Genomic DNA, 24,907 nt, shown 5'->3' on the forward strand with positions numbered 1-24,907 from the left:
CTTGCTGCTTTAGTGAACGTTATGTTAAAACAGAAAATTCTTTTAATAGTTTTTTCTTTATTATGCGCAGTACATATATTTCAAGTGGAAAAAGTGGAAGCGAAAATGTTGCTCAGAAAAGAGTTAGAACCAACTGGTTATGTAACATGGGAAGTACCTAATAATGAAAAAATTATTGCAATTACATTTGATGATGGGCCAGATCCAACATATACACCGCAAGTTTTAGATTTATTACGTCAATATAAGGCTGAAGCGACATTTTTTATGATTGGATTTCGAGTTCAGCGCAATCCATATTTAGTGAAACAAGTGTTAAAAGAGGGACATGAAATTGGAAATCATACGATGAATCATTTGTATGCGAGTAATTCGTCAGATGAAAAATTAGAAAATGATATTTTAGATGGAAAGAAATTTTTTGAAAAATGGGTGAAAGAACCTTTGCTATTCCGTCCTCCTGGTGGATATATTAACGATGCTGTATTTAAAACAGCGAAAGAAGCTGGTTATCAAACTGTTCTATGGTCATGGCATCAAGATCCACGTGATTGGGCAGATCCAGGGGTCGAATCCATTGTAAATCATGTAGTGAAAAATGCTAAAAGTGGCGATATTGTATTGTTACATGATGGAGGAAATGATCGTAGTCAAACGGTAGCAGCGCTAGCAAAAATTTTACCTGAGTTGAAAAAGCAGGGCTATCGATTTGTAACGGTTTCGGAATTACTACGTTATAAACATTAGAAAAAATCCCAAAAGGAAAATAGACCTTTTGGGATTTTTCTTTACTGGTTCTTTTTACGTTTCTTATTATTTTGTCGCTCTGCTGGAGTTAAAGGCTCGTTTGCAAATTCTTCATTGTAACCAGTTCCTTGTCCTTGTGCAGATGCAACATTCATTCCTGAAATAGTATGATTTGCTTTTCTTTTACCCATTTTATTTCACCTCTATAACATTTTTTGTATGTTGAATGATGAGCAGTTCATAGTATGTATGAACTGTAAGTAAATCGCTGATAGAGCACTTTACTTTATGATAATAGTATTCATAAGGAGCATGAAAGCTATTCAAATTTAGAAACATAAAGAAAACTTATGATAATCTATAAGTTTCTTATTATTTACTTATTTAGAAAGTTGTAATAAGATATTATCGTAAGGTATTGAAAAGTTTGTCTACATTTTATATTCAGACAACTTAGTCACGTTTAACAGGGGGGAAACATAATGGTCAAACATAATCCATTTCAATCACGTGCAACTTTTGAAGTAGATGGAAAAACGTATCATTATTATGATTTGAAAGCGCTTGAAAATGCAGGGGTTGGCAACGTATCTCAATTACCATATTCCGTGAAAGTTTTACTTGAATCAGTACTTCGTCAAGTAGACGGACGTGTAATCACAGAAGAGCATGTTACAAATTTAGCGAAATGGGGAACGAAAGATGTGCAAGATATCGATGTTCCATTTAAACCATCTCGTGTAATTTTACAAGATTTCACTGGTGTTCCAGCTGTTGTTGATTTGGCTTCGCTTCGTAAAGCAATGGCAGACATGGGTGGGGATCCTGACAAAATTAATCCTGAAATTACTGTAGACCTTGTAATTGACCACTCTGTACAGGTTGATAGAGCGGGTACGGCAGACGCGCTTGCATTCAACATGGACTTAGAGTTTAAACGTAATGAAGAACGTTATAAATTTTTAAGCTGGGCACAAAAATCATTTGATAACTACCGTGCAGTTCCACCAGCTACAGGCATTGTACACCAAGTAAACCTTGAATATTTAGCACCAGTTGTTCATGCTGTGAAAAATGCTGAAGGTGACTTAGTTGCATACCCAGATTCATTAGTTGGAACAGACTCACATACAACAATGATTAACGGTATCGGCGTTCTTGGATGGGGCGTTGGTGGTATTGAAGCAGAAGCAGGAATGCTTGGACAGCCTTCATACTTCCCAGTACCTGAAGTAATCGGTGTGAAATTAACTGGCACACTTCCAAGTGGTACTACGGCAACAGACGTTGCATTAAAAGTAACACAAGTATTACGTCAAAAAGGTGTAGTTGGTAAATTTGTTGAGTTCTTCGGTAATGGACTAAAGAGTATGCCTTTAGCTGACCGTGCAACAATTTCAAATATGGCACCAGAATACGGCGCAACTTGTGGATTCTTCCCAATCGATGATATTTCATTAGAATACTTACGTTTAACAGGTAGAGATGAAGAGCAAATTCGTATTGTTGAAGAATACTGTAAAGCGAACGGTTTATTCTATACAGCAGATAGTAAAGATCCAATCTACACTGATCTTGTTGAAATTGATTTAAATACAATCGAATCTAACCTTTCTGGACCGAAACGCCCACAAGATTTAATTCCACTTTCAGATATGAAAGATGCGTTCCACAAAGCTGTTTTAGCACCAGTTGGAACACAAGGACTTGGATTTAATGAGCAAGAGTTCGATAAAGAAGTGAAGGTTACATTAGAAGATAAAGAAGTAACGATGAAAACAGGTGCAATTGCAATCGCTGCAATTACAAGCTGTACAAATACATCAAACCCATACGTATTAATTGGAGCAGGTCTAGTTGCGAAGAAAGCAATTGAAAAAGGACTTGTAGTACCTGAGTACGTAAAAACATCATTAGCACCAGGATCTAAAGTTGTTACTGAGTACTTAGATAAATCCGGTTTAACAACATATTTAGATCAATTAGGTTTCCAAACAGTTGGTTACGGTTGTACGACTTGTATCGGTAACTCTGGTCCATTAGCGCCAGAATTAGAAGAATCAATCGCAGCAAACGACTTACTAGTAACATCTGTTTTATCTGGTAACCGTAACTTTGAAGGTCGTATTCATCCTCTTGTAAAAGCAAACTACTTAGCATCACCACCACTTGTTGTGGCATATGCACTTGCAGGTACTGTTGATATTGACCTGAAAAATGATGAAATCGGTAAAGATGCAAATGGCAATGCTGTTTACTTCAATGATATTTGGCCATCAGCTAAAGAAATTGAAGATGTAGTTCAAAGCGTTGTTACATCTGAATTGTTCAAGAAAGAATATGCACAAGTATTTAACAGCAATGAGCGTTGGAATGAAATCCAAACTTCAAACGAAGCTTTATATACTTGGGATAATGATTCAACATACATTCAAAACCCACCATTCTTTGAAGGTTTATCTAAAGAGCCAGGTGAAGTTGAAACGTTATCAGGTTTACGCATAGTTGGTAAATTTGGTGATTCTGTAACAACAGACCATATTTCACCAGCAGGTTCAATTGGTAAGCACACACCAGCTGGACGCTATTTATTAGAAAACGGCGTACAACCAGTTGACTTTAACTCTTACGGTTCTCGTCGTGGTAACCATGAAGTTATGATGCGTGGTACATTTGCAAACATCCGTATTAAAAACCAAATCGCACCAGGAACAGAAGGTGGATATACAACATATTGGCCAACTGGTGAAGTAACATCTATCTATGATGCTGCTATGAAATATAAAGAAGATGGAACAGGTCTTCTAGTTGTTGCTGGTAAAGATTACGGTATGGGAAGTTCTCGTGACTGGGCTGCGAAAGGTACTAACTTATTAGGTATTAAAGCAGTAATCGCAGAAAGCTTCGAACGTATTCACCGCAGTAACTTAGTATTAATGGGTGTATTACCACTTCAATTTAAAGAGGGCGAAAGTGCTGAAACATTAGGCCTTGTTGGTAACGAGTCATTTGAAATTCAAATCGACAAATCAGTTAGACCACGCGATCTTGTAAAAGTAGTTGCAACTGATTTAGATGGCAACGAAAAACAATTTGAAGTAGTAGCTCGTTTCGATAGTGAAGTAGAAATTGACTACTACCGTCACGGTGGTATTCTGCAAATGGTTCTTCGTGAGAAAATCGAAGAGTCAAAAGTGTCGAACTAAATAATTGAAATGAACAATAAGGAAGCTAACAATAGTTAGCTTCCTTATTTTATGGAAAGGGATGAAACCATATGGTTTCATCCCTTTCTTTTTAATATAAAAAATGGGGGAAACGTCATGAAAGAATATAAAAGAATATTGTTACCATTACGACAGGAGAAAATATTAGTTATAGCAGCCATTTGTAGTGGAATTATAGCTGCTATTTTAAACTTATCGCGTCCAATCTTCATGGGGGTAATTGTAGACAATCTTATTCAAAGGGAGTTAAGAAGTGCCTATTTATATATAGCTTTGTTTGCGGGTAGTCGCTTTTTGATGTGGACGAACAATCTTCTATTTGATTATATAAGTTCAAAAGCGAGTCAACGTATATTACAAACGAAACGTATAGAATTATTGCGTCACTATTTCTCATTACCGTTTGAAGAAAGTGAGAAGATCAAGCAAGGGGAGTTAGAAACTTTGGTCGTATCTGATATTCCGAACTGGATCAGATTATATGGCTTTATATTAATAGAGTATATACACGCTATTGCCCAATTTATTGGAGCTTTCATAGCACTACAACATATAGATATACAGTTTATATTGTGGGTAACTCCGTTTTTATTTTTAAGTACAATTGTTCCAATACTGATGGGAAAAAAGGTAAGAGATATTGCAAGCGTTGCTCAAAAAAATCAATCGAGTGTTGTAGAGATGGTGTCACAGTTTGTAAAGGGTATACAAGATTTACGTAGTTTACAAAAAGAAAAATGGGCTATTCGCTTATTTAAAGGAGTAACGGCACAATCTTATAAATCGGAAGTAAAGAAGACGATGATGCAACACTGCATTGGAGTAGTTGGAACAGTGATTGAAACAGGGGCATATATCGTTGTTCTCATTATAGGCGCGCAAAAAATAATGAAGGGAGAAATGGAAGTTGGCTCAATTGTTGCCGTGTTAGCCACAATTGAAATGCTCTTTTTTCCAGTCCGTTACGTTGGCGATTTATTAATGATGACACAAGTTGCAGTCGCTTCGGCAAATAGAATTTTTTCCTTTTTAGATAAACGAGTGGCAGATAGTAAGGTAGAAAGAGCGATGGGGATGACAGTAACAAATGTTTCATTTCAGGAGAATGATGAAGAGAAATGCAGAATTCATAATATTGATTTGCAAATTAATCCAGGTGAACTCGTTATCATTGTCGGAGAAAGTGGTGCAGGAAAAACAACGCTTTTAAAATTAATGACAGGTTTGTATAAACCATCTAACGGTAGTGTTGTTTATTATGGTCAAAAGGCTCGAATGACTACAGTGTGGCAAGAACCACGTTTTTTCCGAACGACGGTAACAGAGAATATGTATTTCGGGGAAGAGGGTTTAGAAAATCAGTTAGAAAAAAATAGTGAACTTATAAATGCAACGCCGATTATTAGAGGGTTACCTGAAGGGAGTCAAACTGTGCTACATAAAAGCGGTGAAGAGTTTTCAGGAGGCGAAAGAAAACGTCTTGCATTATTACGAGCAATTGGTTCAAATCCGAATCTTATTATTTTAGATGAACCGACTGCGGGGTTAGATCCGAGTAATCAAGAAACTGTTTGGAATATGATTGAAGGACTAGGAAGAGATGTAACGAGAATTGTGGCAACACATGATGTAGAGAAAGTGATACTAGCGGATCGTGTTGTCATAATGAGAGAAGGAAGTATTGTTGCATGTGGAAGTCCTGAAAAATTAATAAATAGTCATTCGTTTTGCAAGAGATGTGAATAAAGATAAGAGCAGTGCCCTTATCTTTATTCAACATCATTTATTTGATATTGGATAGATTCTGAATGATTTAGATCTACGTTAAAAGTAGCAGTCATAAGGAAAGTTGCAATTCCAAGGATTAAGAAAAGGACGAATGAGACTAGAGAGATGTAAAGACAAATACGCCCTACTTTCTTTTTTTTAAGGTCTTTACTAAAGAGTGAAATGATCCATGTAATAATACCGACTGGGTATAAAAGAAAACTAAGAATATATAATGTTGTTTTTTCGAATGAATTCATAAAAAATCCCCCTTTTGTTGTAGGTTTATAACTACGAGAGTAAAAAGGTGAATGGGTCCATAAGAAGATAAGCAACACTTCATTTATTTTTCTAATTATATGATAAAAAGGAAAAAATTTCACTTTAAATAAGAATATTCTAATTGTTTCGACTGTGAATATTTCCAAGCTCGTCCGTATAAGCTAAAATAAGGTATATAGTATTTGGGTAATTAGGTTAATAAGAAGATAAATACGTTAGGGTGATATAAAATGTGGCGGAAGCTTACGATTATTGTAGTGTTACTTTGTTTAGCGGGATATGCAGCTTATGAACAATTTGGTAAAAAAGATCAGGCGGTACAAGGGGAGCAAGAAAAAAGTGAAGCTGCTATGAAAGAGATGATTGCAAGTAATGGTATCGAAATAGGGAAGAGTGCGCCAAACTTTGAATTAACGAAGTTAGATGGAACGAATGTAAAGTTATCGGATTTAAAAGGAAAGAAAGTGATTTTAAACTTTTGGGCAACGTGGTGTGGACCATGTCAGCAAGAAATGCCGGATATGGAAGCTTTCTATAAAGAACATAAAGAGAACGTAGAAATTTTAGCAATAAATTATACGCCTTCAGAAAAAGGTGGAGGAGTAGAAAAGGTAAGCAATTTTGTTAAAGAAAAAGGAATTACTTTTCCTATTTTATTGGACAAGAACATTGATGTGACAACAGCGTATAAAGTAATTACGATTCCAACTTCGTATTTTATAGATACAAAAGGTGTCATTCAAGATAAGTTTATTGGGCCGATGATGCAAAAAGAGATGGAGAAAAGAGTTGCTAAATTAAAATAATGGTGAAAAGGTAGAGGTGGAGAGTTCCCATTTCTGCCTTTTCTTTTTCAAGTAGTAATAACTTCATGATATGATGTAAGAAATATAAACGTTTAGAGATAAAGGAGTGTATGGAGTGGGGAATGTATCCTTACCGTTAGATTATGTTGTAATTGATTTTGAAACAACAGGATTTAACCCTTATAATGATAAAATTATTCAAGTTGCAGCAGTGAAATATCGTAATCATGAATTAGTAGATCAATTTGTTTCATACGTGAATCCAGAGCGGCCAATTCCGGACCGAATAACGAGTTTAACAGGTATTACTAATTATCGCGTTTCAGATGCACCGACGATTGAAGAAGTGTTACCTTTATTTTTAGCATTTTTACATACAAATGTTATTGTGGCCCATAATGCTTCTTTTGATATGCGCTTTTTGAAAAGTAATGTAAATATGCTAGGGCTACCTGAACCTAAAAATAAAGTAATTGATACTGTATTTTTAGCGAAGAAATACATGAAGCATGCGCCTAATCATAAACTTGAAACGTTAAAGCGAATGCTTGGCATTCGTTTAAGTTCTCATAATGCATTTGACGATTGTATTACGTGTGCCGCTGTTTATCAAAAGTGTGCAGCTATTGAAGAAGAAGGGAACCGAAAAGTAAATAAGGCTGTGCTTGATGAAACTGCGGTATACGAAGCGGTGAAAGAAATGCTTGTATGTAATAAACGTAATGTAGAATGGCTACGTTGTATGAATGTAGGAAGTTATTTAGATATAAAAGCTTTTTATCCAGTTATGAGAGTAAAGGTAAAAGGGCGAAAGAAATATGTATTAACAGAAATATTAGAAGATGATGTGAAAGAAATATGTACAAGCTTAAAATGTGAACCAGCGTTAAAAAGTGAAGTTGGTAATACGAGAATTATGCTTAATAGCTTAGAGGATGTTATGAAATTAGAAAGTTATATTTTAGAACAGTATGATTTTGTGTTACAGGCGCTTCATGATTATAAAGAAAATGAAATAAATGCAGATGAAAAGTTGAAAGAGTATTTAAATATTATGGTATGAAAAACTCCGTGTGCAATATATTGTACACGGAGTTTTTTTAGGAGTACTAAAACATAAAATTTTCTTACAAATCTGATTAAAGAGTTTTTCGTTTGCTCATACTATGTAATAAGAAAGCGAAGGAGAGAGGGTGAACAACATGAGAAGAAGTCGCCGTAAATCGTTTGAAGAACTTGTAAATGAAAATAAACAACAATTATTAAGCGATCGTGATGCAATTGATCGCATTGAAGAGCGCATCGAAAAACGTTATGAAATGAAACTTTTTAAGCAAGCTGAATAATTCTTAACACTAGTACGATACTAGTGTTAAGGAGGCGATAGTAATGGGTAATCCGAAAAAAAATTCAAAAGACTTTGCACCAAATCATATTGGAACACAATCGAAAAAAGCTGGTGGAAATAAAGGAAAGCAAATGCAAGATCAAACAGGTAAACAACCGATTGTTGATAACGGTTAAAAAGGAGAATGTTATCATTCTTCTTTTTTGTGAGGAAATGAAAGATGAGTTTTTAGCAGTAATATGAAAAAAAGGGCTGACTTTTGTCAGCCCTTTTTCGTAATCGTGAAATTTTCAACGAGTAAACGCCAATTTTGCGGGAATGGTAAACCGATTTTCCAGTAACTAATACCACCTATACCTTGTTCTTTCATTAAATTGAATTTACTTTGAACAGACCGTGAATCTTCAAACCAAACTTCGTGTTGCACGCCGTTTTCATCAAAATAATTAAAATGAGGAGCTTGGGCTGTGAAATCATAACGAATAGGAACATTATATTTACGAGCTAGTGCAACAGCTGCGACGGAGCTAATTGCTTTTGCAGGTGGATTTCCTTGTTTAAATGGAAGTTTCCAATCAAACCCGTATAAATTTTGCCCCATCATAATTTTTTGTGGAGGCATTTGAGATTTTGCATATTGAAGTACTTCTTTCACTGGACCGATAGGAGAAATCGCCATCGGTGGCCCGCCCTGCCATCCCCAGTCATATGTCATAATGACGACGAAATCAACAATTTGCCCTTGCGCTTTATAATCATGAGCTTCGAAAAATTTGCCCTTTTGATTGGAACTTGTTTTCGGTACGAGAGTTGTGCTCAATGTGTACCCACTAGGTAAGCGTGTTTTTACATTTCGTAAAAAGCGATTATACGCCTCGCGGTCTTCAGGTGCTACACTTTCGAAATCGAAATGAATGTCTCGCATGCCATATTTTTCAGCTGTTTGCAAAATGTTAGTAATAAATTTGTTTTGAATCGTTGCGTCGCGTAAAATAACTGATGTTAGATCGGCACTGAAATTACCATTTTCAATATTTGTAATAACGAGCATAGGGATTGTTTTACCTTGCGTTGCAATATTAGCAATTTTAGCTGTTTCAGTAGGTTCTTTTAATGTGCCATCTCTTTTTGCCTCAAAACTAAAATAGGCTAAGTATGTTAAAAATGGATTGATGGCGCGTGTCGCATTAACTAAACTCTCTTTAATCGGTATAGTTGAAGGTTGTAAATAAGCGATGGATTCTACAGCTCGTTTTGTGCCTTTTGGTACATATAATTGTTGTCCGACATGGAGAATAGATTTTAAAGATAAATTATTAACTTTAGCTAAACTAGCGAGGGGGACATTATATGTTTGAGAAATTCGATATAGGCTGTCACCAGGCTGTACATAATAATTATTTCCTTTCGTATTAACGATAAGTGCCTGACCAACAACGAGCGTTTCAGCTGGATTTAGTCCATTGTCTTTTACTATTTCGTCAGGTGTTGATCCATATTTTGATGCCAAGCTATATACGCTATCACCACTACGAACAGTTACAATTTGAATCATATGCTGGCTCCTTTCAGTAAAAGATTTACTGTTTTTATTTTATTTTTGATGTTACTGTATTATGATTAAATGTATGCAAGGTAGCAGAAGTGAAAGAAGGCGAATACATATGTTTGTAGCAGAACATGAAGTTGAAATCCGTTATGCGGAAACAGATCAAATGGGTGTTGTTTACCATTCAAACTACTTAGTGTGGCTTGAGTTAGGTCGCACGAAACTTATACAAGATTTAGGTTTTTCATATGTTGAAATGGAGAAAGAAGGAATTATTTCTCCTGTGTTAGATTTACAAATTTCATATCGTAAAGCGATGCGTTATGGAGAAAAGGCAATCGTAAAAACATGGGTCGATACTGTGAGCCCGCTTCGCGTTGTATATGGATATGAAATATATAATGGTGATGGTGATCTTTGTATTACTGCAAGTACGACGAATATTTGTGCGAAAAAAGAAGGGTTCCGCCCTGTATCATTTAAAAAGTTATATCCTGAGTGGTATGCGAAATATGAGGAAATTAAGAAAAAATAAAAAAGCGTGGCAGAAGCCGCGCTTTTTTATTTTTCATAATTAAATTGTGGGAAGTCGTCACCTTCATGAAGTGTAACAGATAAATTATGTCCATCGAAGAACCATTCATCATCGCCTTCAATAAAGAAGTTAATACCTTCTTCTTGAATTTGAACAGCAGGGTGTGCAGGATCATCTTTACGAATACCTAAAGAAAGTCCTTTTTGCACAGTACTGCAACCACCGTATTGTACGAAAAAGCGTAGTGTTTCATTTGATTGTAAGTTTAATTCATTTTTATACCATTGTGCTGCTTCTTTTGTTACGGAAAGATTCATGTATAGTTCCTCCAAGTTATGTTGCTTTTTCTTTAGTATAAAAAATAACGCAAAAAGACGCTATTAATATGCTTCACGTTTTCTTTTTGCGTTATGTGGGTTACGATCTTATTTTTGCTTTTTTGAAAAGTTTGCTTTCGGTTCAGTTTTATTTATAATTCGTCCGATATTTGCACGGTGTTTATAAATAACCATACCTGCTAATAAACACATCGCAATAATGAAGATTTTATCCCCGCTAACAATGGATGCAATAACAGCAACAACTGCTGTTACCATAGAAGAAAGTGATACGTATCTTGTTGTAAATAAAAGGGTGAAAAATACAACAGCCAATATTGCAAAAACAACTGGTGAATAGCATAATAGCACCCCAGCAGAAGTTGCAACTGCTTTACCACCACGGAATTTCGCGAAGATCGGGTAGACATGTCCAAGAACAGCCGCTAACCCGAACCATAGTGGGTGAATATCTAATCCGAAAATCATTGGTAGACTTGTTGCTAATGTCCCTTTTAAAATGTCAGCAATTGTAACGGTAAAACCTGCTTTTTTCCCTAATGTACGGAATGTGTTTGTTCCGCCTAGATTACCGCTCCCGTGCTCACGAATATCGATTCCGTAGCCAATTTTTCCAACAACTAGTGCAAATGGAATCGAGCCAAGCAAGTAGGCAACGATAAATAAAAGATATGTAGTAACCATAAGTTCAGTCTCCTTTATTCAAATGTGTTGATAAAGGGTAAAAAGAGTTTTTCCCGTATATTGTACCATACATTTGTAAAGAGCACATTTCTTTTTTGTAAATGAAAAATTCATTATTTCGTGAAAAAAATTTCACAGTAATGTTACATTTCTCACAGAAACAGCAAGACTATATGTAGTAACATTTTAATCAAAAGACAACAACATATTGGTGGAGGGTTATAAATGTTACAAAATAATACACGTGGAGAAGAATTAATGAAAGTGTTCGAGACGATAGTCCACGGCAATGAACAAGATTTAATGCAAGAAAATGCAAATGTAGACGGCCGCTCTCCAATGGGTGTAATGGGAACATTCGCATCTGAGAGTGCAAAATATTATGCTGTTGAGAATTTATTGTCAGATCAAGTGAAAAAAGCGATAAATGAAAATATATTATATCCACATGATTTAGATTTTTATGCGACAGGAACGACGACTTGTTCGCAAATTCCGTTAGCGCAAATGCTTGCTAACGGTTTTCATACTGGACATGGACATATGAGACAACCACAAGACATTAAAAGTGCATTGGCTCTTTCGTCTATTATTTTTCAAGCGAATCAAAATATGCAGCATGGCGGTCAATCGTTTGCACTCTTTGATATTGATTTAGCACCTTATGTACGAAAAACAATTGAGAGACATAAAAAACGATTACAATCATATCCGCTTACGAAAGAACAAATAGAAGAATTTGCATGGAAAGAAACGGAAAATGATACGTATCAAGCGTGTGAGGCTTTCGTTCATAATTCGAATAGTATGCATAGTAGGGGCGGAGGACAAGTACCGTTTATTTCTATTAATTACGGAACAGATACATCAAAAGAAGGAAGAATGTTAATTAAACAACTATTAAAAGCAACACAAGCTGGACTTGGTAAAGGAGAGACACCAATTTTTCCGATTCAAATTTTCAAGATGAAAAAAGGTGTGAATTTTGAAGAAAGTGATCCGAATTACGATTTATTTGAATTAGCATTAGAGACAACTGCAGAGCGATTATTCCCTAACTTTTCATTTTTAGATGCTCCGTTTAATGCAGTGCATTATGATGGAAGACCAGAAAGTGAAGTATGTTACATGGGATGTCGTACCCGTGTTATGTCTAATATACATGGAGAAGAAACAGCGATTGGTAGAGGGAATTTATCATTTACGTCTATCAACTTAGTGAAATTAGCGTTAATTAGTGGTTCAAAAGAAGCATTTTTTGAAGCGCTAAACTACTATTTAGATTTAGGAATTAAGCAGTTATTAGAAAGATTTGCGTATCAATGTACGAAGCGAGCAAGAGATTTTCAGTTTTTATATTCACAAGGTGTATGGCGTGGTGGAGAAGCATTGCAGCCTGAAGACTCCGTAGCTTCGATTTTAAAACAAGGGACGTTAAGTGTTGGTTTTATCGGTCTTGCGGAATGTTTAGTAGCTTTAACAGGAAAGCATCATGGGGAAGATGAAGAATCATGGAAACTTGGGTACGAAATTATTTCCTTTATGAGAGATAGAATGGATAAAGCGACAGAAGAACATCAACTGAATTTCTCGATAATTGCAACTCCAGCAGAAGGATTATCAGGAAAGTTTGTGAAAAAAGATAGAGAAGAATTTGGCGTGATTAGCGGTATAACGAACCATAATTACTATACGAATTCATTCCATATTCCAGTTTATTATAACATTCAAGCGATAAATAAAATCCGTTTAGAAGGCCCGTTCCATGCTCTCTGTAATGGAGGACACATTACGTATATTGAACTGGACGGAGCAGCGATGCATAACAAAAAGGCATTAAAACAAATTGTACAAGCCATGGCAGAACATGGCGTTGGATACGGTTCAATTAATCATCCTGTTGACCGTTGTAAGTGCTGTAGTTATCACGGGGTTATTGGAAATGAATGTCCAAGTTGCGGGAATGAAGATGAGGCTAATATAGAAAGAATTCGCCGTATAACAGGCTATCTTGTAGGAGATATGTCGAAGTGGAATAGTGCGAAACGTAGTGAAGAGATAGATCGGGTAAAACATAAATGAAAGTGATGAATATTATTCATGATAGTGTAGTAGATGGAGAAGGATTGCGGACAGTCGTGTTTTTTGCGGGCTGTCCGCATCGTTGTGTCGGTTGCCATAATCCGAAATCGTGGAATATTTGCAACGGAACGGAAATGACAGTAGAAGAAATTGTGAAAGAGATTGCAAGTAATCCATTAACTGATGTAACATTTTCAGGTGGAGATCCATTTTTTCAAGCTGCTGAAGTGAAAAAGGTAGCAAAAATCGTGAAAGATTTGAAAAAAAACCTATGGATGTATACAGGTTATACGTTAGAAGAGATACAGAGTTCCCAAAATAATGATATGATAGAGTTGTTACATTATGGGGATGTTTTAGTCGATGGAAGGTTTGAAATTGAGAAAAAAGATTTAACACTTCCATTTCGCGGAAGCTCCAATCAACGTATTATTCGATTGAAAGAGTAAAAAGGCGGGATAGATTATATGAATAAAACAGTATTGCTTGTTGAAGACGAAAGAAGATTACGTGAAATTGTTAGTGATTATTTTCGTAATGAAGGCTTTGAAGTAATCGAAGCAGAAGATGGAAAGAAAGCGTTAGAGTTATTTGCAGAGCATGAAATTGATTTAATTATGTTAGATATTATGTTACCGGAAATAGATGGATGGTCTGTTTGTAGACGAATTAGAAAAGAATCAGCAGTACCAATTATTATGTTGACAGCACGTTCGGATGAGGATGATACATTGCTAGGTTTCGAATTAGGTGCAGACGAGTATGTAACGAAACCATTTAGTCCGAAAGTGTTAGTAGCTCGTGCAAAGACGTTATTGAAACGTGCGGATGGCGCGGTAGGAGTAGCGGAAGAAAATGCTATGTCTTTAGCTGGAATTGAAGTGAATCGTCTATCTAGAACTGTTTTAGTAGATGGAGAAGAAATTATATTGACACATAAAGAATTTGAACTTCTCGTTTATTTAATGGAGAACAAAGGAATCGTATTATCACGTCAACATTTATTAGACCAGTTATGGGGATATGACTATTACGGTGATGACCGAACGGTTGATACCCATATTAAAAAACTTCGAAATAAGTTAGGAGATAAAGCGAAGCATATCGGTACTGTTATTCGAGTTGGTTATAAATTTGAAGAATAATCTAGAACAATTTGTGTAATTTAGCCTAGGAAAATGGCAATTTTATACTCTCTTTTGAAGGTAGAATGTACAAAAAATACTTTTCTTGTCTACAATGTTAGATAGGAGTATTTTTTTAATTGGATTTCACGATGAGTTCACAAGAAGGACACAAAACGTGACTATACTGAAAATACGAATTCACCAGAGAGGGGAAATAAAACATGGGATATTACGACGGACCAAATTTAAATGAAGAGCATAGTGAAACGAGAGAAGTGAGAAAATCAGGTAGTAAAAAAGGCTATTTCTTCACAGGTTTAGTGGGAGCTGTAGTCGGAGCGGTTTCGATTAGTTTTGCAGCACCATATATGCCATGGGCTCAAAATAATGGAGCACCAGTATCATCATTTAGTTCGGATTCAAAAGTAGAAGGTACTGTAGTTCCTGTTGTAAATAAAGCGAAAAATGAAACTGATTTACCTGGTATGATTGAAGGAGCGAAAGATGTTGTTGTAGGCGTTATTAATATGCAACAAAGCGTTGATCCATTTGCAATGCAACCGACAGGTCAAGAACAACAAGCTGGTTCAGGATCAGGTGTTATTTATAAAAAAGCAGGAAATAAAGCATATATTGTAACAAACAACCACGTAGTAGATGGAGCGAATAAACTTGCTGTAAAGCTAAGTGATGGTAAAAAGGTAGATGCAAAGTTAGTAGGGAAAGATCCTTGGTTAGACTTAGCTGTTGTTGAAATTGATGGGGCTAATGTAAATAAAGTTGCAACTTTAGGTGACTCAAGTAAACTTCGTGCGGGTGAAAAAGCGATTGCAATCGGTAACCCACTTGGATTTGACGGAAGTGTAACGGAAGGTATAATCAGTAGTAAAGAACGCGAAATCCCAGTTGATATTGATGGGGATAAACGCCCAGATTGGCAAGCACAAGTTATTCAAACAGATGCAGCGATTAATCCTGGTAACAGTGGTGGTGCATTATTTAACCAAAACGGTGAAATAATTGGGATTAATTCAAGTAAAATTGCACAACAAGAAGTTGAAGGAATTGGATTTGCTATTCCAATTAATATCGCAAAGCCAGTTATTGAATCACTTGAAAAAGACGGAGTAGTAAAACGTCCAGCTCTTGGAGTAGGTGTCGTTTCGTTAGAAGATGTGCAAGCTTATGCAGTCAATCAATTGAAAGTACCGAAAGAAGTAACTAATGGTGTTGTATTAGGTAAAATTTACCCAATATCACCGGCAGAAAAAGCTGGTTTAGAGCAATATGATATTGTCGTAGCATTAGATGATCAAAAAGTAGAAAATTCACTTCAATTCCGTAAATATTTATATGAAAAGAAAAAAGTAGGCGAGAAAGTAGAAGTCACATTCTACCGTAACGGTCAAAAAATGACGAAAACAGCTACTTTAGCAGATAATTCAGCTACAAAGAATCAATAATCGAAATAAAAGAAAGTCTCTTTCATATTGAAAGAGACTTTCTTTATCGGCTATACTAAAGGAATAGGAGGGATTAATTATGACAATTGAAAACCCAACTCGTACGGAAATTGGTGAAGTGTTAAAGAAAAGCAAAACAATTGCGGTTGTTGGATTATCAGATAAGCCAGAACGTACATCGTATATGGTTTCAAAAGCAATGCAAGATGCTGGATACCGCATTATTCCAGTTAATCCAACAGTAAATGAGGTGCTTGGAGAAAAGGCAGTTTCTTCACTAAAGGATATTAAGGAACACGTTGACATTGTAAATGTATTTCGTCGCTCAGAGTTTTTAATGGATGTTGCAAAAGAATTTGTCGAGATTGATGCAGATGTTTTTTGGGCACAATTAGGAGTACAAGATGAAGATACATATAAACTTTTAAAAGAAAAAGACTATACTGTAATAATGGATCGTTGTATTAAAGTAGAACATGCGATGACAAAATAGTATAGACTTAAAGTTAGAAAGATTGATTCAGCCCTCATTATAGATAAGTAGGGCCGATGAACGAGGTGTTCATCATGAGATTTTTTAAAGGCTGTTTTTGGGGATTGTTATTTGTAATCCCATTTTGGATTTTGATCATTTGGATCATAATAAAGGTTTGGAATGTGTAATCTTGGAATACATATCCATTTCTCGTTGACAAACGATTATTTTTCTGAAATAGTAGCCTAGAGGAATCCTTGTGAGAAAACAAGGATTTTTCTATTGAAAATGGTATATAAAAGAGATAAGATAACTTGCCAAAACTATAGTCGAGGCGTTATTCTATAATAGAAACATATGTTCTGATTTTGGATTAGGAAAGGGGCAAGGAGTTTGGCGAAGCATCAGTTCCAATATAATGAAGATGCGATTCAAGTGTTAGAAGGACTTGAAGCCGTTCGAAAACGCCCGGGTATGTATATCGGGAGTACGGATAGCCGTGGATTGCATCATTTAGTATATGAAATAGTAGATAACTCCGTTGACGAGGCGTTAGCGGGATTTGGCGACGAAATTTCTGTCGTAATACATAAAGATAATAGTATTAGCGTTATAGATAAAGGGCGAGGAATGCCTACGGGAATGCATAAACTTGGGAAACCTACACCTGAAGTTATTTTAACTGTACTTCATGCAGGTGGTAAGTTTGGTCAAGGTGGCTATAAAACGAGTGGTGGTTTACACGGTGTTGGGGCATCAGTTGTAAACGCCTTGTCAGAATGGTTAGTAGTAACAATTAAACGTGATGGTAACATTTATGAACAACGCTTTGAAAATGGTGGCGTTCCTGCAACAACGTTAGAGAAAATCGGGAAAACAAAAGAGTCTGGTACAACAATGCATTTCAAACCAGATACAACGATTTTTAGTACGACAAATTACAATTATGAAACATTATGTGAGAGATTACGTGAATCTGCATTCTTATTAAAAGGAATGAAAATCTCAATAAAAGACGAACGTAATGATTTAGAAGATATATTTCATTATGAAACAGGAATTGAAGCTTTCGTTTCATATTTAAACGAAGAAAAAGATTCAATTCACCCGGTTGTATATTTCACTGGTGAACAAAACGGGATTGAAGCAGAACTAGCATTCCAGTTTAATGATGGTTACTCAGAAAATATTCTTTCGTTTGTAAATAACGTACGTACAAAAGATGGTGGAACACACGAAGCTGGATTTAAAACAGCAATGACGCGTGTGTTCAATGAGTATGCTCGTAAAGTTTCATTATTAAAAGAAAAAGATAAAAATTTAGAAGGTACAGATATTCGTGAAGGTGTAGCGGCTATCGTTTCTGTACGTGTACCAGAAGAAGTACTGCAGTTTGAAGGACAAACGAAAGGGAAACTTGGTACAAGTGAAGCTCGTTCTTCTATTGATGCCATTGTATCAGAGCATCTAGCTTACTTTTTAGAGGAAAACCCGGATGTAGCTACACTTCTTGTGAGAAAGGCAGTTAAAGCAGCGCAAGCACGTGAGGCTGCTCGTAAAGCGAGAGAAGAAGCACGTAGTGGTAAGAAAAAGAAAAAATCAGAAGGTACTTTAAGCGGGAAGTTAACACCTGCACAATCACGTAACCCTCAGAAAAACGAATTGTATTTAGTAGAGGGTGACTCGGCTGGCGGTTCAGCAAAGCAAGGGCGAGATCGTCGTTTTCAGGCGGTACTACCATTGCGTGGTAAAGTAATTAATACGGAGAAAGCAAAGCTTGCTGATATTTTTAAGAATGAAGAGATTAATACAATTATTTATGCAATTGGCGGCGGTGTAGGAAATGAATTCGCTGTTGAAGATATTAACTACGATAAAGTTGTTATTATGACCGATGCAGATACGGATGGAGCTCATATTCAAGTATTGTTATTAACGTTCTTCTACAGATATATGAAGCCACTTATCGAAGCCGGTAAAGTGTTTATCGCACTTCCTCCTTTATACAAGGTAAGTAAAGGGAAAGGTAAGAGTGAGGTAATTGAATACGCTTGGTCAGATGAGGAATTAGACGGTGTAACGAAAAAAGTTGGCAAAGGCTATATGTTACAACGTTATAAAGGACTTGGTGAAATGAATGCGGATCAATTATGGGAAACAACAATGAATCCTGAAACGCGTACATTAATTCGCGTGAAAATTGATGATGCAGCAAGAGCAGAGCGTCGCGTTACAACATTAATGGGCGATAAAGTAGAACCGCGCCGTAAATGGATTGAACGTAATGTACAGTTTGGTATGCAAGAAGAAGGAAATATTTTAGAAAATGAAATGATTATGGAGACGGAGGTGGAATAACATGCAAGCAGAGAAGTTTCATGACCTCCCGCTTGAAGACGTGTTAGGTGACCGCTTTGCACGTTATAGTAAATATATTATTCAAGATCGTGCACTTCCAGATGCACGTGATGGCTTAAAGCCAGTACAAAGACGTATTTTATATTCTATGTATGTAGAAGGTAATGTACATGATAAAGCGTTTCGTAAATCAGCTAAAACAGTAGGTAATGTTATTGGTAATTATCATCCACATGGAGATTCCTCTGTATATGAAGCAATGGTTCGCTTAAGCCAAACTTGGAAAGTACGTAATGTTTTAGTTGAAATGCATGGTAATAACGGTAGTGTTGATGGGGACCCAGCGGCAGCGATGCGTTATACGGAAGCTCGTTTATCACCAATCGCATCTGAATTATTACGTGATCTTGATAAAGAAACAGTTGAATTCGTGTCAAACTTTGATGATACGAGTGAAGAACCGGTTGTATTACCAGCAGCGTTCCCGAATTTATTAGTAAACGGATCTACAGGAATTTCCGCTGGTTATGCAACAGAAATTCCTCCGCATCATCTTGGAGAAGTTATTGACGCTACAATGATGCGTATTGATAAGCCAAATAGTACTGTTGATGATTTATTAACAGTTATGAAAGGACCAGATTTCCCAACAGGCGGTATTATTCAAGGGATTGATGGTATTAAAAAGGCGTATGAAACAGGAAAAGGTAAAATTATTATTCGCGGAAAAGCAGAAATTGAAACAGTGCGCGGTGGGAAACAACAAATTGTAATCACTGAAATTCCTTACGAAGTGAATAAGGCAAACCTTGTAAAGAAAATGGATGAATTACGTCTAGATAAAAAGTTAGATGGCATTGCTGAAGTACGTGATGAGACGGATCGTACTGGTTTACGAATCGTTGTTGAATTAAAGAAAGAAGTAAACGCCGAAGGTATTTTAAATTATTTATATAAAAATACAGATTTACAAATTCCATATAACTTTAATATGGTAGCGATCAATAATCGCCGTCCAACACTTATGACATTACCGAAAATTTTGGATGCTTATATTGGACATCAAAAAGAGGTTATTACGAGACGTTCACAATATGAATTAAGAAAAGCAGAAAATCGTCAACATATTGTAGAAGGTTTAAAGAAGGCATTATCGATTTTAGACCAAGTAATCGAGACAATTCGAGCTTCAAAAGATAAACGTAATGCGAAAGATAATTTAAGTGCAAAATTTGGCTTTACAGAAGCACAAGCAGAAGCAATTGTATCCTTGCAATTATATCGCTTAACGAATACAGACATTACGGCGTTACAAGAAGAAGCAGATGAGCTTAATAAGAAAATTCTAGAGCTACAGTCAATTTTACAAAGTGAAAAAAGATTACTTCAAGTCATTAAAACTGATTTGAAGAGAGTTAAGAAAACATATAGTGATGATCGCCGTGCTATTATTGAAGAACAAATTGAAGAAATTAAAATAGACGTAGAAGTGATGATTCCACAAGAAGATGTCATCGTTACTGTAACGAAAGAAGGATATGTGAAACGTACTGGATGGCGCTCACATAATGCATCAAACGGCAAAGACTTCGGTATGAAAGAGGGTGACATCTTACTTGAACGATTCGATACGAATACGACTGAAACAGTTCTTTTATTCACAAGTAAAGGGAACTATATATATCTTCCAGTATACGAAATGCCAGATATTCGTTGGAAAGATTTAGGTCAGCACGTTGCAAATATCGTTTCACTCGACCGAGATGAAACGATCATTTGGGTAACGGTTGTACCGAACTTTGAGGAAGAAAAACGATTTATCGTATTTGTAACACGAAATGGTATGATAAAGAAAACAGAATTAAATCAATATAAAGTTCAGCGTTATTCAAGGGCATTCGTTGCTGTAAACTTGAAAAAAGGTGATGAAGTTGTCGATATATTTGCGACAGATGGAACGAGTGATATCGTTCTTGCTACACATGGTGCATATGCACTTATTTTCCATGAAGATGAAGTAAGTCCAGTCGGTGTAAGAGCTGCTGGTGTGAAAGCAATTAATTTAAAAGAAGATGACTATGTCGCTTCTGGTAAACCGTTAAATGGTGACAAAGATCAACTTATTCTCGTAACGCAGCGCGGTGCTGTAAAACGTCTAAAAGCATCAGAAATTGAGAAATCAACGAGGGCGAAACGAGGTCTTGTTATTTTCAAAGAGTTAAAACGTAATCCATACCGCATTGTCGGTATTGAAATTGTTCGGGACGATGAATTAGTTTATATGAAGACAGAGAAAAATATTGTAGAAGAGATTGATCCGAAAGCGTATCGAAATAAAGACCGGTATAGTAATGGTAGCCTAGTGCTAGATGTTAATGATACTGGTGAAGTAGTAGAAACGTGGACGAAAAAACGACCGGAGTAAAGTGAAACTATAATCAGTGGGGATTTTGTTCATCCCCACTGATTATTAGTTGAACCAATCGGACTTTAACGGGCAGTTGGTCTCCCATCTAACTCCTTCGCGGTCGGGAGCCTTACTGCCCGTTAAAGCGGGTTAAAAAAAGCATCTTGCTATGAATAGTAGCAAGATGCTTTTTTCTAGGCAATTTATTATGTAAATAATAATAATCTTGTTATAATAACTGAATGAAATCGTTCTCATAAAGTGAAACTTTAATCAATGGGGATTTTCTTTATCCCCACTGATTATTAGTTGAACCAATCGGGCTTTAACGAGCAGTTGACTCCTCACCTAATTTCTTAGCTTTCGCTGGATTTTGAGTTAGGAATCTTACTGCCCGTTAAAGCGGGACAAATGGAGGGGCAACATGAAAAAAATAGGTGTAGGGATTGTAGGATTTGGTTTTTCTAGTACGACATTTCATATCCCACTATTACAAACAATAGAAGAATATGATATTCGTGCTGTATTATCCTCAAAAGAAGAGGTAGTAAAAGAAACATTACCAAACGCTAATGTTGTTAGTACAATTGATGAATTGGTGAAGCGAGCTGATGTTGACTTAGTTGTTATTACATCACCTAATACAACTCATTTTCCATATGTAAAAGAAGCAATTTTAAACGGTAAGCATGTTGTTGTAGAAAAACCATTTGTTGTTTCAATTGAAGAAGGGGAAGAGCTTATTTCATTAGCAGAGCAGCATAATGTAATGTTAAGCGTATATCATAATCGTCGTTTTGATAATGATTTCTTAACAATTAAGAAATTGTTAGGAGAAAACAGAGTAGGGAATGTATACGCATATGAATCAAATTTTGATCGTTTCCGTCCACATGTGCGTGATCGATGGAGAGAAAAAAATCTACCAGGTTCCGGTATATTATACGATTTAGGATCGCATTTAATTGACCAAGCGTTATCAATATTTGGGAAACCAGATGCGATAAGTGCAGATGTAATAAAACAACGACCAGGTGCAGAGGTGGATGATTATTTCCACATAGTACTGCATTACGGAGCTAAACGTGTCATTTTACGTAGTAGCAGTTATGTGAAAAAAGCTGGACCGCATTTTATAGTGCATGGAGAGAAAGGTTCTATCGTGAAGTACGGTATGGATTCGCAGGAAGAGCAATTAAAAAATGGAATGAAGCCAGGTGATAATGGTTATGGAGTAGACGATGAAGAGAATTTTGCTACTTTAGAAACAGAAGAAAGCTTAGAGCGCATTCCAACAGAAGTCGGTTGTTATGATAATTATTATAAAGGTGTACGAGATAGTATATTAAATGGTGAGAAACTACCTGTAACAGCAAAAGAAGGCTTAGATGTTATTAAACTGATTCAATTAGCGATTGAAAGCAGTGAAAAGGGTAGAGTCATTTCTATAAAATAAAAAAGACACGAAATTCGTGTCTTTTTTATTAGGAATATGTGAATATGATTAATTATTTAGTTTAGTCGTTTATCATACATTAATTGGATTTGTATGCCATAAGGATCTTCAATAATACCATATGCTTCACTAAATATATTTTTTTCTAGGGGAGAGATTATTTTCACATGCTTATCGGAAATTAAATTATTATAAAACCTTTGTATTTCTTCTAAATTAGCGCTTTGAATGCAAAGTGACATGTTATTTCCAACGTTATAACGTTCATTAGGCTTCATTGTATCTTCTGCTATCATTAGCTTTGTATTCCCAATTTGTAAAACAGAGTGAGCAATATGATCTTTATTTTCACTTTTAATTTTAAAAGAACTATCTCTTTTCGCCAGTTCTTCATACGTAACAACCATTAACTTTTTGGCTTCTAAATGACGTGTATAAAAGTTAATCGCCTCCTTTGCTTGCCCATTCATTGAAAGAAAAATAGCTATTTCTAATGTCATAAATATATAACTCCTTTATTAGTTGATAATTATAATATAGATTAAAAGGGTTTCAATACATGACACCTTTTTGGGAGGGAAATATGAAAAAAACGGAACGAATAAATGATATGCTTATTTTCTTAAATAATAAAAGATATTTTAATTTAAAAGATTTAATGGTTAGATATGATATTTCTAAAAGTACCGCTTTGCGAGATATTCAATCATTGGAAGAAATAGGTGTACCCATATATTCTGAATTGGGTAGAAATGGAAGTTATAAAATTATAGAAAATAGTGTTTTATCACCAATTTATTTTAGTGTGGATGAAATGTATGCCTTATATTTTTCAATTCTTACGCTAAATGGATACAAGACAAAACCATTTAATGTAGAAAGTATTGCGCTTGAAAATAAATTTAAACATGTATTACCTGATAATGTGAGTAAAAATATTTCAATTATGGAACGAACGCTTTCCTTTGAAGTAACAAATCATAGTAATTTTAGTCCGTTCTTAAAAGAAATTTTACAGGGGATTTTTGCTGAGCGAGTTTATCATTTAACATATTTAAAAAAAGGTGAGGAGAAAGCATTGGTTGCCCAATTTATTCGAATAGAATCTAAATTTGGCCAGTGGTATGCTAAAATCTTTAATTTTGAGACGAATAATGTTCAAATAATTAGATGTGATAAAATTCTTTCTATTGTGGAAACGAGCAATATTAATCCAAAAAATCTTGAAGAATTATTAAGTTATCTTACTACTTTTCACAGAAAGCCTGATGCAATTAATTTTAGCGTCATTGTTAATCAAAAAGGAAAAGACATTTTTGATAAAGAGAATTACCCTTCCATGAGGATGCAAAATGAAAATGAAAATTACATTATAACAGGCTATTTTAACAAGCAAGAATTTGATTTTATTTCAAATTATTTTCTGAATTTCGGTGAAACGATTATTTCAATTCAGCCTGTTATGCTAAAAGAGTTAATCTATAATAAGGTGTTATCTATAAAGAAGCATTTAACTTCTTTAAGATAAAGTTAGTTTTAGACATTTTTTGATATGAAAAAGCCCTTGCGATTTAAATATCCAAAGGGCTTTTTGGTAATTCTATTTGTTCTTTAGAAAAATTATTTTTCTGGGACGGAGAGTCCATAAAAGAACATCGTAACGATATCTTGTATATGTTTTTCACGATCTCCTTCAAGAAGTTGTGCTCCAAATTCATCACCTAATTTTGTAAACATTTGAATGTAAAGTAACATCATTTCTTTAGTAAGGTGAGGATTAATTTCGTTTTTGCGCTGCGCTCGTTCTAATATTTCTAAATACCAGGGCAGGATTTTTTCATTTTGATAACTATAAATAAACTTCCGGAGTTCTTCGTCCCTTTGCATCATTTGTAGTAACATATCAGGTTGAAATAACCCGCCAGTATTCATTTTTCTTACAATCATTTTTTGCATCATATCATGAAAAGGTAATTTTTCTTCTGCAAGCTCTTTATAATATTGAAATTCAGATATGATAAATTCTTGTATAAGCTCCCTAAATAACGCATCTTTACTTCCGAAATGATTATAAATTGTAACTTGAGAAACGTTCGCTTCTTTTGCGATATGTTCTATTTTCACTTCATTAAATCCACGTTCTGAAAATAATACGAATGCTGCTTCTTTAATGGCACGTTTTTTCTTTTCTTTTACTCTTTCAAATCCGTTCAATGCAATCACCTCACTTAAAATATACAAGAAAAAATAATGGAA

General features: G+C 35.3%; 24 protein-coding genes. 17 read left to right on the top strand and 7 right to left on the bottom strand.

What is annotated here, in order from left to right; translation table 11 throughout:
• Positions 1-21: 21 nt before the first annotated feature.
• Positions 22-747, top strand: a complete 726-nt coding sequence (pdaB, locus tag MR167_RS08270) for a polysaccharide deacetylase family sporulation protein PdaB (RefSeq protein WP_000917688.1) — start codon at positions 22-24, stop codon at positions 745-747.
• 41 nt (positions 748-788) lie between these two features.
• Here the strand turns inward: pdaB and sspO are convergent, their stop codons facing one another.
• Entirely contained in the window at positions 789-938 is a 150-nt protein-coding gene (gene sspO / locus MR167_RS08275; protein ID WP_000518060.1) for a small acid-soluble spore protein O, read from the bottom strand.
• Positions 939-1,229: 291 nt separating this feature from the next.
• Between sspO and acnA the strand changes: the two genes are divergently transcribed.
• Complete coding sequence (gene acnA, locus MR167_RS08280) at positions 1,230-3,953, top strand: aconitate hydratase AcnA (RefSeq protein ID WP_000238553.1); 2,724 nt, start codon at positions 1,230-1,232, stop codon at positions 3,951-3,953.
• A gap of 117 nt (positions 3,954-4,070) precedes the next feature.
• Complete coding sequence (locus MR167_RS08285; protein ID WP_242314369.1) at positions 4,071-5,720, top strand: ABC transporter ATP-binding protein; 1,650 nt, start codon at positions 4,071-4,073, stop codon at positions 5,718-5,720.
• A 23-nt stretch (positions 5,721-5,743) separates the two neighbouring features.
• Here the strand turns inward: MR167_RS08285 and MR167_RS08290 are convergent, their stop codons facing one another.
• The gene (locus tag MR167_RS08290; protein ID WP_001083889.1) at positions 5,744-6,001 is read right to left on the bottom strand and encodes a hypothetical protein; all 258 of its coding nucleotides are present in this window, start codon (positions 5,999-6,001) and stop codon (positions 5,744-5,746) included.
• Between the two features lie 252 nt (positions 6,002-6,253).
• Here MR167_RS08290 and MR167_RS08295 point away from each other — a divergent pair, with 252 nt between their 5' ends.
• The 4 genes from MR167_RS08295 to sspN all read left to right on the top strand — a co-directional run bounded on the left by MR167_RS08295 (position 6,254) and on the right by sspN (position 8,353).
• Positions 6,254-6,829 carry a redoxin domain-containing protein gene (locus MR167_RS08295; protein ID WP_242314371.1) on the top strand — a complete coding sequence of 192 codons (576 nt, stop codon included), beginning with the start codon at positions 6,254-6,256 and terminating at the stop codon, positions 6,827-6,829.
• Between the two features lie 115 nt (positions 6,830-6,944).
• Positions 6,945-7,892 carry a 3'-5' exonuclease gene (locus MR167_RS08300; protein WP_042595436.1) on the top strand — a complete coding sequence of 316 codons (948 nt, stop codon included), beginning with the start codon at positions 6,945-6,947 and terminating at the stop codon, positions 7,890-7,892.
• Positions 7,893-8,031: 139 nt separating this feature from the next.
• Positions 8,032-8,175 carry an FbpB family small basic protein gene (locus MR167_RS08305; protein WP_001254699.1) on the top strand — a complete coding sequence of 48 codons (144 nt, stop codon included), beginning with the start codon at positions 8,032-8,034 and terminating at the stop codon, positions 8,173-8,175.
• Between the two features lie 43 nt (positions 8,176-8,218).
• Positions 8,219-8,353, top strand: a complete 135-nt coding sequence (sspN, locus tag MR167_RS08310) for an acid-soluble spore protein SspN (RefSeq protein WP_000527987.1) — start codon at positions 8,219-8,221, stop codon at positions 8,351-8,353.
• An 86-nt stretch (positions 8,354-8,439) separates the two neighbouring features.
• On the opposite strand, the gene MR167_RS08315 is transcribed toward sspN, so the two are convergent.
• A complete protein-coding gene (locus MR167_RS08315; protein WP_000614855.1) occupies positions 8,440-9,732 on the bottom strand; it encodes a glycoside hydrolase family 18 protein in 1,293 nt (430 codons plus the stop codon).
• A gap of 109 nt (positions 9,733-9,841) precedes the next feature.
• Here MR167_RS08315 and MR167_RS08320 point away from each other — a divergent pair, with 109 nt between their 5' ends.
• Entirely contained in the window at positions 9,842-10,261 is a 420-nt protein-coding gene (locus tag MR167_RS08320) for an acyl-CoA thioesterase (RefSeq protein WP_000495808.1), read from the top strand.
• 26 nt (positions 10,262-10,287) lie between these two features.
• Here the strand turns inward: MR167_RS08320 and MR167_RS08325 are convergent, their stop codons facing one another.
• Both MR167_RS08325 and plsY read right to left on the bottom strand, forming a co-directional pair.
• Entirely contained in the window at positions 10,288-10,578 is a 291-nt protein-coding gene (locus MR167_RS08325; RefSeq protein ID WP_001054452.1) for a HesB/YadR/YfhF family protein, read from the bottom strand.
• A gap of 108 nt (positions 10,579-10,686) precedes the next feature.
• Positions 10,687-11,283: a glycerol-3-phosphate 1-O-acyltransferase PlsY gene (gene plsY / locus MR167_RS08330; protein ID WP_000258974.1), complete on the bottom strand. Its 597-nt coding sequence runs from the start codon at positions 11,281-11,283 to the stop codon at positions 10,687-10,689.
• A 225-nt stretch (positions 11,284-11,508) separates the two neighbouring features.
• Between plsY and MR167_RS08335 the strand changes: the two genes are divergently transcribed.
• The 8 genes from MR167_RS08335 (at position 11,509) to MR167_RS08370 (ending at position 22,651) form a co-directional block, all read left to right on the top strand.
• Entirely contained in the window at positions 11,509-13,365 is a 1,857-nt protein-coding gene (locus MR167_RS08335; RefSeq protein ID WP_000940082.1) for an anaerobic ribonucleoside triphosphate reductase, read from the top strand.
• Positions 13,362-13,814: an anaerobic ribonucleoside-triphosphate reductase activating protein gene (gene nrdG / locus MR167_RS08340; protein ID WP_000867078.1), complete on the top strand. Its 453-nt coding sequence runs from the start codon at positions 13,362-13,364 to the stop codon at positions 13,812-13,814. Before MR167_RS08335 ends, nrdG begins: the two co-directional genes overlap by 4 nt.
• An 18-nt stretch (positions 13,815-13,832) precedes the next feature.
• A complete protein-coding gene (locus tag MR167_RS08345; protein ID WP_001044679.1) occupies positions 13,833-14,510 on the top strand; it encodes a response regulator transcription factor in 678 nt (225 codons plus the stop codon).
• A 203-nt stretch (positions 14,511-14,713) separates the two neighbouring features.
• Positions 14,714-15,955, top strand: coding sequence for a S1C family serine protease (locus MR167_RS08350; protein WP_000542642.1), 1,242 nt, complete (start codon positions 14,714-14,716; stop codon positions 15,953-15,955).
• A 79-nt stretch (positions 15,956-16,034) separates the two neighbouring features.
• Positions 16,035-16,448 carry a CoA-binding protein gene (locus tag MR167_RS08355; protein ID WP_000151394.1) on the top strand — a complete coding sequence of 138 codons (414 nt, stop codon included), beginning with the start codon at positions 16,035-16,037 and terminating at the stop codon, positions 16,446-16,448.
• A 375-nt stretch (positions 16,449-16,823) separates the two neighbouring features.
• The gene (parE, locus tag MR167_RS08360; RefSeq protein WP_001062195.1) at positions 16,824-18,788 is read left to right on the top strand and encodes a DNA topoisomerase IV subunit B; all 1,965 of its coding nucleotides are present in this window, start codon (positions 16,824-16,826) and stop codon (positions 18,786-18,788) included.
• A 1-nt stretch (position 18,789) separates the two neighbouring features.
• Positions 18,790-21,213, top strand: a complete 2,424-nt coding sequence (parC, locus tag MR167_RS08365; RefSeq protein WP_001147460.1) for a DNA topoisomerase IV subunit A — start codon at positions 18,790-18,792, stop codon at positions 21,211-21,213.
• Positions 21,214-21,619: 406 nt separating this feature from the next.
• On the top strand, positions 21,620-22,651 hold the full coding sequence (locus MR167_RS08370; protein WP_000719768.1) for an oxidoreductase: 1,032 nt from the start codon (positions 21,620-21,622) through the stop codon (positions 22,649-22,651).
• Positions 22,652-22,707: 56 nt separating this feature from the next.
• On the opposite strand, the gene MR167_RS08375 is transcribed toward MR167_RS08370, so the two are convergent.
• Positions 22,708-23,151 (bottom strand): VOC family protein, encoded by a 444-nt coding sequence (locus tag MR167_RS08375; protein ID WP_000171340.1) that lies wholly within the window; start codon positions 23,149-23,151, stop codon positions 22,708-22,710.
• A gap of 59 nt (positions 23,152-23,210) precedes the next feature.
• Here MR167_RS08375 and MR167_RS08380 point away from each other — a divergent pair, with 59 nt between their 5' ends.
• Positions 23,211-24,179 (top strand): helix-turn-helix transcriptional regulator, encoded by a 969-nt coding sequence (locus tag MR167_RS08380; RefSeq protein ID WP_242314373.1) that lies wholly within the window; start codon positions 23,211-23,213, stop codon positions 24,177-24,179.
• A gap of 92 nt (positions 24,180-24,271) precedes the next feature.
• On the opposite strand, the gene MR167_RS08385 is transcribed toward MR167_RS08380, so the two are convergent.
• Positions 24,272-24,874 carry a TetR/AcrR family transcriptional regulator gene (locus tag MR167_RS08385; RefSeq protein ID WP_003309799.1) on the bottom strand — a complete coding sequence of 201 codons (603 nt, stop codon included), beginning with the start codon at positions 24,872-24,874 and terminating at the stop codon, positions 24,272-24,274.
• Positions 24,875-24,907 lie beyond the last annotated feature (33 nt).

It is taken from the genome of Bacillus cereus group sp. BfR-BA-01355 (assembly GCF_022663675.1).
Classification (GTDB): domain Bacteria; phylum Bacillota; class Bacilli; order Bacillales; family Bacillaceae_G; genus Bacillus_A; species Bacillus_A thuringiensis_S.